This is a genomic window from Oscillospiraceae bacterium (assembly GCA_022483045.1).
Taxonomy (GTDB): Bacteria; Bacillota; Clostridia; order Oscillospirales; family Acutalibacteraceae; genus Caproicibacterium.
In genome coordinates, this window is record JAKVOA010000002.1 from 1 (window position 1) to 13884 (window position 13884).

The 13884-nt window shown below is 41.0% G+C and carries 9 protein-coding genes and 1 pseudogene; all 10 read right to left on the minus strand.

Features of this window, described 5'->3' with window-relative positions:
* Nucleotides 1–345 precede the first annotated feature (345 nt).
* Entirely contained in the window at nt 346–426 is an 81-nt protein-coding gene (locus LKE53_08725; protein ID MCH3972826.1) for an SHOCT domain-containing protein, read from the minus strand.
* Nucleotides 427–772: 346 nt separating this feature from the next.
* Nucleotides 773–1948: pseudogene (locus LKE53_08730) on the minus strand (IS3 family transposase).
* 199 nt (nt 1949–2147) lie between these two features.
* Nucleotides 2148–3278: a sigma-70 family RNA polymerase sigma factor gene (locus LKE53_08735; GenBank protein MCH3972827.1), complete on the minus strand. Its 1131-nt coding sequence runs from the start codon at nt 3276–3278 to the stop codon at nt 2148–2150.
* Between the two features lie 15 nt (nt 3279–3293).
* Nucleotides 3294–3830 carry a hypothetical protein gene (locus tag LKE53_08740; protein ID MCH3972828.1) on the minus strand — a complete coding sequence of 179 codons (537 nt, stop codon included), beginning with the start codon at nt 3828–3830 and terminating at the stop codon, nt 3294–3296.
* An 11-nt stretch (nt 3831–3841) separates the two neighbouring features.
* The gene (locus tag LKE53_08745) at nt 3842–5836 is read right to left on the minus strand and encodes an AAA family ATPase (protein ID MCH3972829.1); all 1995 of its coding nucleotides are present in this window, start codon (nt 5834–5836) and stop codon (nt 3842–3844) included.
* Nucleotides 5818–5991 carry a hypothetical protein gene (locus LKE53_08750; GenBank protein ID MCH3972830.1) on the minus strand — a complete coding sequence of 58 codons (174 nt, stop codon included), beginning with the start codon at nt 5989–5991 and terminating at the stop codon, nt 5818–5820. The genes LKE53_08745 and LKE53_08750 overlap by 19 nt, the downstream gene beginning before the upstream one ends.
* On the minus strand, nt 5984–8197 hold the full coding sequence (locus tag LKE53_08755; protein ID MCH3972831.1) for a DEAD/DEAH box helicase family protein: 2214 nt from the start codon (nt 8195–8197) through the stop codon (nt 5984–5986). The genes LKE53_08750 and LKE53_08755 overlap by 8 nt, the downstream gene beginning before the upstream one ends.
* Before the next feature lie 10 nt (nt 8198–8207).
* Nucleotides 8208–9353: an aminotransferase class V-fold PLP-dependent enzyme gene (locus LKE53_08760; GenBank protein MCH3972832.1), complete on the minus strand. Its 1146-nt coding sequence runs from the start codon at nt 9351–9353 to the stop codon at nt 8208–8210.
* A gap of 13 nt (nt 9354–9366) precedes the next feature.
* Nucleotides 9367–12984 (minus strand): restriction endonuclease subunit S, encoded by a 3618-nt coding sequence (locus LKE53_08765; protein MCH3972833.1) that lies wholly within the window; start codon nt 12982–12984, stop codon nt 9367–9369.
* Nucleotides 12981–13883 carry a DUF4007 family protein gene (locus LKE53_08770; protein MCH3972834.1) on the minus strand — a complete coding sequence of 301 codons (903 nt, stop codon included), beginning with the start codon at nt 13881–13883 and terminating at the stop codon, nt 12981–12983. Before LKE53_08770 ends, LKE53_08765 begins: the two co-directional genes overlap by 4 nt.
* Nucleotide 13884 lies beyond the last annotated feature (1 nt).

Genomic DNA, 13884 nt, shown 5'->3' on the forward strand with positions numbered 1-13884 from the left:
TCCACGTGGCTCGACTGCTTCTAATTGATGTCGCATATCCACCGGAGACTGCTGTTTGTTCGCGGGAATTTATCCAAGGGTAAAAATGGCTCCAAAAAGGCGAAATTCACACCTCGTCCGTTCGAGAGAACAAGTCTAAGGGACTTCCAGTACCTATTATAGCATCTACAGCTATTCCGCAATCGTCTCAAGAGTGCGGCTTTCGGAAATAAGTCCAGATTTCCATCGTCTCAACCCTATAACTTGCCTGCAGAAGGCGCTGTGTCTGAGTCTCGTTTACATGACAAGATGCTGAAATTTCCCTCTCCAAATGTAATTTACAAGGCATAAGACAAAATAAGAAGTTTATTTTAGCAACTTTCGTTTCTGCTCTTCGAATTCTTCTTTTGTAATAATTCCATCATCCAGAAGCTTCTTGAATTTCATTATCTCGTCTGCTGTACTCATGTTTTGCACAGGTAGCGTAACAAAATAGCTTAGAAATATCTGGCTCACGAATTTTCTGCCAAATTTTTGTCTTGACAATCGAACCATTATAGTGACTGGATGCCGCCGGACGAATATGAAAAATGCTATCAACGTAAAATCAGCAAAGAGCATAAAATGGCCAGTTGAGCACCGGGAAACCTCATTTTAATTTGTGCTAAATCTTGACATAGAACCATTATACGTCCGTAGAAATGACTGCTCTTAAATCATTAATAGGGGCGCCTTCAGCCGTCGCCCAAAATTTCCATCAATTAGTAGATCTTCCGGCCACAATATGTAATGGTCAAGCGTTTTTGTAACACTGCTGTCTAAATTGACTCAATCCATACTTTGTCTCATAAGGCGTCCGATAATCGTTGTACGAATGAGGGCGAATCTGGTTGTACCAAACATAGGCGTACTCTGAAACAGCATATGTCAATTCTTCATCGGTTCGGAAATTAAAGCGATGAATCAATTCTGCCTTAAAAGTATTGTAATAGCGCTCCATCGGAGCATTGTCATAAGGACATCCTGCGGCGCTCATGCTCTGCGTGATGCCGTGTTTCTGGCAATAACTGATGAATTGAATGGAAGTGAACTGGCTTCCCTGATCGGAATGTAATATCAAATTCCGGGGTTTCTTCTTTTGGGAATGAAGGGCTTTTTCAAGAGTCCTGATTGCTAAATCACTCGTAATCCATTTGCCGGTTTCACTTGCAATCACGCTGCGGTCATATAAATCAATCATGGTACAGTTGTAACGCAGGGAACCGTTCGTAAGAAAAACATATGTAAAGTCTGTACACCAGACTTTATTGGCTTTGTCTGCCACAAAGCTGCGGTTTAACAAGTTTGGGAAAATTTTGTGGGCGTGTCCTTTTTTGGACCCAGGGTGCTTACGGCGACAAACATACTGCAGATGAAGCTCTTTGTTCATATATTTGTGAACCGTAGTTTTGCTCAGAAATATGTGTTCTCTTGCAAGGAAAATACGCATGCTCCTATAGCCAAGGATTCCACCAAATTCATGATAGGTATCCTTGATTTTACGGCAAATCTCGTTTTTTCTGGCATAATAGATGGCTTTGGCTTGCTTCAGATAATTGTAGTATGCGTTCGGAAATATTCCCATTCGTTTTAATAACCAATGAATTCCGAATTTTCTTTGATGTTTCTCGATAAATCGATATGCCACTAATCGATTTCCTTCGCAAAGAATGCCGCTGCTTTTTTTTAAAAAGTCATTTTCCTTTTCAGCTTCTGCAAGTTTCTAACGAAGTTGTCGAACTTCCTGCATTAATTCATTTTCGGTCTTTGCGGCATCATTTGTTTGGCATTCTTCACGGTAAGCGCGAATCCAGTTTGAAACAGTGGCGTAACAGATTCCATATTTGGCAGCAAGACTGGCAATTGTGCGGCCGTCCTAAATATGTAGCTTTACAACTTTCTTCTTGGTTTCCTCAGTTATTGTTTGCATGGCGTACTCCTTTTCTAATAGATATTGTAATCCATTAGGCAGGACCGTTACAAGTTCACTATACAACTACATCCCTGCTATAAATGAATCCTTGTCGAGAAGCAATTACCATCAATACCTTATACACAATTTCACGTTCCGTCATAACTTCTCCTTCGCGTTGCAAAAGTGTGTATCGCTTTTATTGTAATCATATTTGTTACATCGTAACTCCTTTGGCAGTTAGCCGGAGCTTTAATTTCTTGAGTGCTTTTGATTCTATTTGCCTGCTCCGCTCTCTTGTAACACCGAGCATACCACCAACTTCTTCTAATGTTTTCTCTTTTTCATCAGTAAAACCATATCTCTCACATATAACCTGTTGCTCTCGAGGTTTTAACCCCGCAATCACTTCCTCGATTTCATCCCGAAGGAAACTCCCCTCCATTTCATCGAAAGGATCCTCCTTATAAAAGCAATCCCATTCTCTTTCGATGGAATACTCCTCATGTTTTTCACAGGCATCAGTGTTTTTCAAAAACATTGAATATGTCTCATCCAGAGATTCCATCGGCAGGCATTGATTGATCACATCCTCCGCTTGCTCTTTAGTACAGCCAAGCTTTGTCTGAATTAGAACTCGTGCCTCTTTTGATTGCATCAGATCGTCCCAATCTAAATAACCGAGAGCTTTTAATATCGGATACATTGTAAAGTATTGCTCTTTTTTATGAACAGAATAATATATTGTTGCGCGTTGCGAAGGCTGCGTTCTTGATATGTTCTGAAAAATCCACAGGGAAGCGTAAGATCCAAATGGTCCACTTGAATCAGGATCATATTTATCTACAGCATAAATCAAACCTAAGCACGCTTCCTGCAGCGTATCTGCCATTTCACAATCAAATTGCTCCACCCTCTGCAGGGCGATTCTAACAGCAAAACGCAAATGCATTTCAATAACCCGCTGCCGGGCATACAGATTTCTTTCCTGAACCTGATATTTCAGTTGATCCATTTCATGGGTTTGCGGAGGTTTGATATTTCTTATTTCAGAAATAAAAGGTTCAAGTAGCGGATCAATCTCAATAACCCGATCAAACACAGCATCATAGTCACACTGCGCATAATCATCGATGCCATCATCGTCATTGTCTCGCGCTGTAGCCGGCGCTGAATCATAAACTAATATCCCACGAGTAGTAATCATATTAGAAAGCCAATCAACATCCTGAATGGGAAGTGACCACTTATCAGCACTATTCATGATATCGTCGAAGAGTACATATCCTTGCTGCTCTGACAAATTAACCAGGTGCTGATAAGCCTGTTCTCGATTGTCACCTTCCATCAAATCCTCACCTACTTACTTCTTCATACACAACCGCAAGATATCATCGCTATTGATTTTGCTGTTGAACCGATCCTGAAATTCCTTGATAAATTCAAATAGGCGATTTACAAATGAGTCTAGATCATTCGACCCTTCAATCAGTTTTTCATAAAGGACATCCACGCCACCTCTGACATAACTGTCAAAGCGTTTCTCATCTGTAGGGTCTTCTCCCATGTTTCTGAAAGCCTTATTGATTCGCTTTTCTTCATCTGGTTCATAATTGGCATCAAGCAACATGATAAGGCGGAAATTGAATAAAAGCTCCTCACTGGAATAAATCACCCTATCACCCATGACGTTCTGGCTATAGACCTGACCCGTTTCCGGATTCTTGGAGTCATCTACGTCAGCAATTCTCCCATAAAGGAATCCAATCAGCGGAGCATTCGCATAAACATCAACATTACGGTCAAACAGCTTCGCTTTGCTAATCTCATCAAACACTCCTGTCAACTGATCCACTCGAAGAGCATGCCTACCCTTAAACCTGTATTGTTTATCAAACATTGCGCTCCTCCTTAAATCAGTACTGTTTCAAACTCATTCTTTTTATCAAACTGGTGTCGGCTTCCAATTCGATCTCCCATGTATTCTTCAGCTAGTTCACCGTCAGTATCTTTAATAAAAATTATGACCTGCTCCGCAGTTTCCGGAAGTGCCTCACAAACTGTCTTGATTCTCCTTTTGTCAAATGCAGAAAGTGGTGCATCCATTACCAGCGGATAAGGTTCTGAAGAGAGCAGTTTTGCATCTTCATCCGTTGCATTCCGGTTTTCTCTAGCCATTTTGATGATAGCCGTGATGAATGCAAAGATTACAGAAATGCTTTGAGCCGTCGAAGTTTCAACATCGCCTTCGTAATCGTTAGCCTGAACCGTGATATGGTACTTCGAATCAATAGTCAGTGACAGATCGCCTTCATAGATCTGCTTGAATATATCATTAATTGTATTCTGCAGCCTCTCTCTAATCTTTGTCTCACTTGCCTGATAGACATTTTTAAGTTCATCATAGATCCGTTTAGCATAAGTCAGATACATCTGAGTCTTTTTATTAGATTCATCAAGAAGAGTCAGATTTTGACGTTCAGAATCTGCATGGTCCATTTCTTTTTCAACGCCACCACGCTCTCGATTCAAGCGGTCGCGCTCTGCATTACTCTTGGTAATGGTATCATTGCAAATCTGAATTTCATTGTTGATGGCTCGAACCTTCTCCCTGACATCTCCGCCACTGAGTTTTGCCTCAATAGCATGCAGTTCATCTGTTTTATCAGTAATATCATCTGTCTGCATGCTGATAGTGGCCAGATTTTCCTGTATCTGCGTAGGAAGGTCTGTAAGCTTACCAGCCCTAGTCTTTGCTTCCTTTTTGAAATCAGCGACAGTCGTGCTAATTGACTGCGGAGGAAGATAATTAATGAGTTCTTTTACCTTATTGTATGGTACAGATCCCTCGTCAAGATGTGTCCCGCAGATGCAGACTTTACGGCGCAGAAGATACTCTATGGTCTTTTGATGCATATATGGAATATCTTTGCCTACAAAATCGTGTTCGGCCAATAATTCCAAGGCTCTTTTCATAAGTGAAAGTGAGATGAAAGAGCTCATTGAAGAATTAAAATCCTTGCAAATTGCCTTGTAGACATTTGCCCGCATATTAACAATGCCGCGTATCTCTTGCTGTAGCTTTTCTCTTTCCTCCTGAAGTTTTTCTCCCTCTGAATACTGTTTAATCTCCGTTGTCTTTTCTGACCTTCTGGTCTGCGCAGCTGCGATCTGAGAATCCAATTCTTCAAGCCGGGCATCGATCTCTTCAAGCCTGGCCTTACTTTTTTCTATGACTGCAGTATATTCCTCAATCTTTTTATTGCTTTTGCTATTAAATGATTTCTCATAGCTTCCTATTACACTGAGACTGCTACGCGGATTAAAGTGATTGATAGCACTTATCATCGCATTTAAACCGAGCAGCCCTTTTACAGCTTCGGCAAAATCAGTGGCCTTCTTCCCCGTAGATATATCCTTACTCATCTTTTCGATGCGCTCTCCATCGAAGAAGAAATACCGTGACAATTCTTTCGGTAAAATCTTTTTTATTTCGAGCTCGCACTGCAATTTTTTGATAAAAGAAGTATTGCCACCGGCATCTTTCATTTCAATATCAAAGACCGTGTTATCACCTTTGATATTGTTGGCATAATCTTTATGATAAGTCTGCTCCCGGATAAGCTTATAATCTACATCTCCGTGATGGAGGCTCAGTGTTACCCGGACTTTTTCTTTCCTACCTGGAGTCATCTCCGATGCAACAATCTTATTGAGGATTATCTTATCTGAAAATTCGGTCTCTCCATACATGCACCAGAAAAACGCCTGAGCAAATGTCGTTTTACCGGTTCCATTTTCACCGATGATAATAGTAACATTTTTCCCATTTTCACCTTGGGCAAAATCTATGGATTCATTTCGGAACTGGCGGAAGTTTTCGAGCTTTATTGATTTAAGCAGCATTGCACTTCCTCCTCGATCTTCTTCTTAATCCACGTGACCATCTGCGTATCACTCATGGTTCTTGTCTTCAGATTCATGTTCTCTTTGATGATGATGGCGCGTTTTAAGCGTTCTACCGCTTTATCATCCACATGAATCTCGCCGATATCACTCATAATCCTCACCCTCCTGTTCTGTGTCTGCATCATTCAAATGGTAAACTTCTTCTATTTCCCAGATTAAATTGTTCGCTTCCATCGAATTCATTGCCAGCCTGCCAAATTCCTTGATTCGGGCAAGTTCATTTTTAACTAGCGTTTTATCTCTATTGGCCTGCTCGACCGTCAACCCTGAAACAGCATCCAACGGTCTTGGAAGAGTTACGAAATCATATATTTCAGCAAACGGTTTATTCGGAGCTTTTCTCAAAACCCTTCCTCGGCGTTGAATATATTCCTTTGGATTCGTTGTGCTAGCCAAGATGAATGCCGTCCGTATTCCAGGAATATTCACACCTTCATCAAGACACTTGATGGCAACTATCGCCTGTAAATCATCTCCTCGCTGAAAATGTTCTTTGATGAGTGCACGTTGTTCCATATTTTCTTCGGATGTAAATCGAGCTACACTCATTCCGAGTTCATTCCCGAGGATTTTTGTAACAGCTTCAATCTGTCTGATATCGCTTTCATCATCCGGAGTATTGTCAGACTCATCAACAATTCGAGTTGCTCCGCAATAAACCAGAATATTATGGTCGTTCTTATATGGCTTAATCACTTCTCTCAAGGCGTCCAATTTCTGCACCGCGCCGGCCACTACCCTAGACCGTTTCAGAGCAAAAATTTCTCCGTACTTATTTAGCTTATATTTTCCGTCTTTTCCCTTAATCAAGCATTTGGACATCTCATAGGACAACTGCTCATATGATTCCAGTTCAATATCGCTTAGATAAACCAGTACAGGATAATATTTATACGGCGTAAGCTTGTCTTCATCGATGGCCCGTTCCAACGTGTACTCTATACACTTTTTCCCGAAGAAGTTATATAAAAGAGCCGTGCCCTCTTCATCGCGATGACGATTGAGTGTTGCGGAAAGAGCCAGGCGATAAGTAAATCTATCGTCAAGCAGCCGTGCATAAGACCTCGCGCCAAAATTATGGGCTTCATCAACAACAAGCAGTATCGGAGTTTTTATTTTACTAGTCTGCTCTTGAAGGAACTTGTCCGTAAATGTCGCATTCGTGCAAATCAAGCAAAAGAATCTTTTATCACTGCGGATTTTCTGATCAAGCACTGCCTTTGAAAGACGTTTTCTCCAATCCTTATGTGCCGGGTCCCCATAGGCAACAATAGGATTCATATTAAATCGCTTAATATCCTTCACCCACTGTTCTACTAGATGCTGATATGGTGCGACTATAATCACCGCGAGCTCATCGTCAAGATCCTCAGACAGTTTGGAGATGGCCCCAAGGCCGGTATAAGTTTTTCCCGTACCTGTAGCCATATCAAAAATTCCTCTGCAATTTTCTCCTACCCAAACTGAAATAGCTTCTTTCTGGTAATCGTGAAGAGTTACATCATCCGGGATTCTGGCACCGACAGGCTTCGGATCCGGCTGTTTTCTGCTTCCTCTGAAAGCATTTATGTATCCATTCATTCTTCTATAAAACTGTTCATTATCAATATCAAAATCCGGTTCTTTCCGACGATATTTTTCAATCATTGCTTCCGAAATTTTCGGAAATTCCAATACTTGCAGACTTGGCTCTACGTTATTCCACATAGAATAAAATGCATTTTCTTTTAGCTTTACTCGATCTGTTTCCTCTCCCCTCCAATCACAAAAGACATCTATCGTTTCGTAATTAATTGCCATGGCGGTCATCGACTCATTCATAGATCCAGAAAAAGCAACGCGATTTCCATCTTTGTCTTCAATAATTCCCATTTTCTCATGGTACATTCCGAGATCATGATTATTATCTGTATACGCAATTCGGATATCCATGACTCCATCAGCAATCAGATTTGCCAACAGATTCAATCTTTCCATGGAAAAATAATCTGTGTGCTCATCAGAAAGCTGTCTCAAAAGTGCTACCTCAATGACCTTATTTCGATTCTCATACCCGGTCTTGATTGCACCAATATCTTCTTCAGAGAGATATGGGGAAGCAATTATTTCGATTTTCCCTCCGTTTCTGGCCATATCTCCTATTCCTTTGGAGATTTCAACCAGTGAGGACGATGAAAAGAAGCCCACTGCGCGGCGATAGGATGTTGCCTCGTGTAAGAGTGGAAGGTAGAAGTCCTGAATTACATTGTCTATCAGTGAGCGGTATTCGCTTTTTATGTACTGATTTTTTAAACTCATTACGCACCTCCTATAATTCCATCTCGATATAATCCAAGGCCTGCTTCAATTCTGTAAAATCTTTTTCTGCAGTAAAATAGTTCACGCTGAACCGAATTGTACCTGCCGGATATGTTCCCATGAACTGATGTGCAAGAGGAGCACATTGCAACCCTGTCCGCACAGCAATATGGCACCGATCAAAAATCGGTCCAGCACTATCACTGCTGATTCCATCTATTAGAGCAGAAACGATTCCTACATATTTGCATCCAGGTCTGCTTCCAACGATTTTAATAAAGGAATACCTCTCAAGCAGATTGATCAACCTTTCCCGATGTTCCTGCTCCTTCTCCCACATTACTTCTATGGTTTTTCCCCTTTCCCATTTCAACGCAGCGTTCAATCCGGCAATTCCAGAAATATTTAATGTACCCATCTCATATTTCTGAGGAAGGCTTTCCGGCATATCCTGATTTGCGGACTCATAACCCGTTCCTCCGAAGAGTATCGAAGGAAATTTCACAGATGGATCCATAACAAATCCAGAAATTCCTGTTGGTCCATACAAGGTCTTGTGTCCGGAAAAAACAGCAAAATCTATAGTTGACAGGCCAACATTCAGATCTACCAGCCCCGCTGTCTGCGCCATATCTACAAGGGTTATGGCATTATACTTCTTCGCAAGTGCAAATATCTCTTCTACTGGTGCAACCAAGCCAAATACATTGCTTGCGTGGCTGATAATGACAAAGTCAGGCTTCACCGCATCAAACTGGTACCGAGTGCGTTCCAGATCGTATTCCATTCCTTCCGAAACCGTCAGTTGCTTTACCTTAATTCTGCCTTCCTTCTCAAAATAATGAAGCGTACGCGTTACGGCATTATGTTCAAACGGACTGATATAAATATTCGCAGCGCCGTTTTTAATAATACCCTGAATGATCAAATTCAATGCAATGGTCGCAGTCGGCTCAAACACCACCTGTTTTGCTGGACAATGAAGAAGTTCCTGTATTAATATCCTTGTCTCGCCTATCAAGGCACCGGCGCTCTGGGCCAGTTTATAATTTCCTCTGCCAGCATTTGCTCCGGAAGAACGATAAAACTCATCCATTTTCTTGTATACGCATTCCGGCTTAGGATATGTAGTGGCCGCATTGTCAAAATACGCCATGCATTCGCCTCCCTCAACACATCTTTCTTAAAATATCCATAAGGATCTGCCGCTTCTCCTGTTCCGGAATTGAATACCCCATAGAATCAATTTCAGACATAATGGAGTTATAAAGCAACTTTCCCTTTTTACTCGGCTCAACCCTATCAAAGCGTTTTATCTCTGATGATCCATCATCCGACCGAAAATGAATCTCATATGCGCTGGTGGTACTTCTAGAATCGCTAGTAGTTTCCCCACTGTGAAATGCCTCAGCCGTCTTCCGATACATATTCAGATTCTCGACAAACCTGTTTTCTGTATCATCATCCCAATCTTCTACACGAAGATCTGTGGCGACTTTTACCAATCGTGAAATGAATGTGCTTTCATCATTCGTTACATTCTTAAAAAGTCCCAGACATTTATCAGTACCATCTTCAAACAGCTGTTCAAAAGCATGCTCATCAAGTGTTTCACACCAATCTTTGATTACCGATGCCAGTGACATTCTTTCCAGATTTGCTCTGTTTGATGCGATGGAAAAAATATTCTTCGTTTCTCCAATCAACCGTTCTTTTAAGTTCGAAACAGCCAAGTCGTAGAACTCTTTCGCCTTCTGAATATTCTCTGTAAGCCCTTCATTAAATTCCTTATACCCAAACGCTTCAGGAAGTTTCTCAAAAAGCAGTTCCTGGCCGCTGAGATTTTGCTTCAAAAGCTTTATCATTTTTTGATATCTAGCGTCAACCCGTTTTCCCTCGAACCCTCTTGTCTCTTTCGAGAACTTCGGCAGCGCCAAATACCATCTCTTCATTGCCAAGGCAACATACTCATACGCGCTAAGATTTTGCTCCGCTTCTATAACATATCGGCTGAACATCTTAGCAATTGCATTTACAAATCGCTGCTTTTCCGGATTCCAATCAAGAAACTCAAGCTTATATTCTGATGGAGCAGAATTGATTGCCTGAAGGGTATCTGCCGTTATTGGCACCTGTCCGAACTCATTCTGAAGAATGATGTCTTCATGAAATTTATTGAAGACAGCAGCGATATAGATTGGTATCACTCCATTACGAAGCCCGATATGATATTTGGGAGATACCAATTTCTCATACAACTGTGTGAATGAAACCTGACCACTCTTTTTTGCATTCATAACAAAAGTAACGATAACATCAAGTACATTCTTCATCTTATCGTCTGAAGGTGACAGGTTTACCCTAGTTCCCAATTCGTCATCAATCAGCACTTCCTTTCGAAGCAAAGTGCTACGCATGATTGAAACTTCCTGTCCTGTTCCTGTAAGTCCAAGATTCGGTTCAAGTTTATTTCGAAGCAACCCAGCAATAATTTTGCTCCGGCTGGTGTTCGCCACAGAAGTGATCTCATTCTTGTTAATTGCTTCATTATTAATAATGGGTGTATCTGAAAAAACTTTATCGCAAATCTCAGAGGCCAAGCCAGTAAGTGCCGTCTTTCTCAGAATATTCCGCTCTTTCCCGCCATATATATAGAGAGACTTATATCTTTCCGGGTGAGTGTACCCGCTGATAAAGCTGTTGATTACTTCTCGCAGATCCTCGTAGACAACCTCATACTCTTCAAATAAAACAGAATTTTCTTTCGAATCATCTCGAAGGATTTTGACCGCTTCAAATTCTTTCAGAGTCTGCCGGATTTTTGCGACACGTTTGGGAATGATAAAAATACATCTTTCTACACCCTTGCTGGATGTAAGTATTTTTTCTCTAACCGACTTCAATGATTCATCGTTTTCCGGAACAATAGCATAAACTACACCATCTGCTCGTAATGTTTCAGATTTCTTTTCCCAGTCAATATCTCCTTCAAGTTCCTGCTCTTCCACGAATTCGAACTCAAAGTAGCGAATCATTTCCTTTTCATCATTGTATTTGGAAGGATACAGGTAATTATCAACGTTTGAAGCATTCAAAGCTTCTTTCATGGAAAAGCTTGATTCCAGAGAAGCAACCGTGTCAGCAATCTTCTGTTCAACATCAACTCCGGATGATTGTTTCAGTTTCAAATAGCCGTTGCTCTGCTTGAGATATATGACATATTCATCCTTGATAAGATGTTCGATGGCAGCATCGATTTCATCTGTAGGATATTCCATACCAAAGATGCCTACCAACTCTTCCTTAATTGGCTTTAGCTTGTCGAATTGCTCAAGCATGTAGATCAATGAGATCGTTTTCACAATCTTACTTTCAAGTTCATTGTCTTTGATCTGCTCCAGAATCATCATCGTAAGAATATAATTCTTATGCATCTCGCCAGTGATTGGCTCCTTCTGGAACACCGGGTTAAAGTAATCAAATATCAGATCTGGTGTGAGCAGTTTAAATCCGGGCCTTCCTGGTCGTTTAAGAAATGACGAAAGGGTTGACGGGCCTTCTGCAGATAAGAACGTGAAGAGAGTACGTTCATTCTGGGCAATTCTCTCAGACAGTCTTGGGAGTATAAAAGTCGACACAGGGTGCAATGGATAACACCCATAAATTGTAGTTTCAAGTTCGTTTTCTGCTGAGTCACTAAATAAAGCATGCTCTTTGTAGCGACTTATCAGTTCGTCAAATTTACTCTTGTTCTTCGGGTTGTCACAAAAGTCCTTCCACTCATCCGGATCTTTAATAATTACGGTAGAAATAATCTCATATGTCTGAGCAAAATTATTGTTCAAATGTATATGTTTGAAACGGTCAGAAACTCCTCGCCATCCATCAACCTTCTGCTTGGGCAGCTGATCGATATAATTCGATATTTCTTTATGGGAGATCAGCAGCAGATGCATCTGCGCATTGCCGCTTCGATTGCATTTTTCTGCAAAGTCCTGAAGCATCTTAGTATCACTTACAGATGCTGCTGTGATATTAGCTTCCAGAAATTTACTGAACTCATCGTAAACCACATATAAGCCCAAGTATCCCCATTTTTTTAAGCTCTTTGCTACACTTTCGTACAAATCAACTACATCAAAACCTACGAAAGGATTAAAGAGACTTCCTGCTGTCAATGAAGGATAAATGCGCTCAAATTCCTCATAGATCTCTACATTGTAGTCTTCAAGTTCGGAAATGAAGGCTTCTATCGGAAGGCTGATTTTTTTCTTGAATTTCTCGTATACTTCCGGATAGTTCTCCTTCCATTTCTGAATTGCTTTTACCGCTGCTTTATAATTAGTTTCAGGCATGAGGGCCAAATCATTATCATTCAAAGTCCTCTGCAAAGCGAGAAGAAATGCCTGCGGAAGGCTAGTACTGGTACCATTGATAATGACAGGAAGAATTCTATTCTTCGGGTCTGAATAATAATTATCAACCAACTGCTTCAGTTCAGGATCGGAATCAATTTTAGGTATCAGATGCACAAACAAATTCCTGTTGCGTTGCATCAATATCGATAGAATCGTAAGGACGATATGCGACTTACCCTTTCCATAGGCACCGACAAGAACCCTTGCACGCTCTGTGGAATCAGGTTTCATGCTCAGAAGAATATCCTTAAGTAGTTGCAGGGACGATTTTGTGGGTATAAAATTCTTCAGTTTATCGTCGTGATTCAAGTCATAACCAATATTCACAGAATATTGGAATCCTGACTTGACTCGTATCATCTTGCTCATGAATTTACCCTCTCAATATCGGCATAGTAATTTTCCACGCATTCTTCAAATGTTCGCTCAGAATTGATTCGTATTACATCCAACCCCGCAGTACGGATAATTTTGATTTCACCAAGTTTTTCAACTTCATGGAGGACTTCAAGCATACAAATTGAGTCCAAGTTAAATACCTTACCGATATTGCATTCTGCCGTCAGTAGCTCATTAAGCCCTATTTCTTTCCTACCCTTTGCACGATCAGATATCACAGCCATAATCACCCAAGGATTAAAACTTCTGGCTGCTGGTATAGTTTTTCTGTAGATAAAGTTGCCACGCTCTTTGCTTATGATATCTATGAGCCCAAGCTCACCAAATGGGCAGGTAATGTTATTCTCTGGTGAATCTTTAGCCGGATTGGATTTGTATTTCGGGACATAGGTGTTTATAAGGCATGTGAAATCGTCCGTAAGCGATCGTATAGCCACACCTTTTTCCCCCTTCATCTTGAGGTCATTTTGAATTTGTTCTAGAAAATCCTCCTTGCCGAAATCCTGTATGGTAAATCTATTGAAAAAGTAATACCACGAAGGTGCCATGTCCGCTTCTGTCACCAACTTGTATTGTAAAAGATAGAGCGTACCAAGTTCTTCCGTATAAGGATCATGTTCAAAAACCAGAGTTCCAAAGTCTGTAAGTGTCTGCACTCGTCTTCCCTTAGGTGGCTCATAAGTTAATCCTACCGCTTGAAGCCAGTATCGCAGTGACTTGACCATATTCGCTCCGATTCCAAGAACATCCATAGGGTTTTCTCTTTTGTCTACAAAAACATCAGGCTTCTGCGAGACATAACGCATGCCTTTGCTAAGCCACCCTTTTCTTATAAAAAATGTTTCATGGGCTCGAAACTTCGTGGCCATG

Coding starts and splice junctions, on each gene's coding strand:
- LKE53_08770 (MCH3972834.1), bottom strand. CDS start 13,883: ATGGCCACGAAGTTTCGAGCCCATGAAACATTTTTTATAAGAAAAGGG.
- LKE53_08765 (MCH3972833.1), bottom strand. CDS start 12,984: ATGAGCAAGATGATACGAGTCAAGTCAGGATTCCAATATTCTGTGAAT.
- LKE53_08740 (MCH3972828.1), bottom strand. CDS start 3,830: ATGTTTGATAAACAATACAGGTTTAAGGGTAGGCATGCTCTTCGAGTG.
- LKE53_08735 (MCH3972827.1), bottom strand. CDS start 3,278: ATGGAAGGTGACAATCGAGAACAGGCTTATCAGCACCTGGTTAATTTG.
- LKE53_08750 (MCH3972830.1), bottom strand. CDS start 5,991: ATGAGTGATATCGGCGAGATTCATGTGGATGATAAAGCGGTAGAACGC.
- LKE53_08760 (MCH3972832.1), bottom strand. CDS start 9,353: ATGGCGTATTTTGACAATGCGGCCACTACATATCCTAAGCCGGAATGC.
- LKE53_08745 (MCH3972829.1), bottom strand. CDS start 5,836: ATGCTGCTTAAATCAATAAAGCTCGAAAACTTCCGCCAGTTCCGAAAT.
- LKE53_08725 (MCH3972826.1), bottom strand. CDS start 426: ATGAAATTCAAGAAGCTTCTGGATGATGGAATTATTACAAAAGAAGAA.
- LKE53_08755 (MCH3972831.1), bottom strand. CDS start 8,197: ATGAGTTTAAAAAATCAGTACATAAAAAGCGAATACCGCTCACTGATA.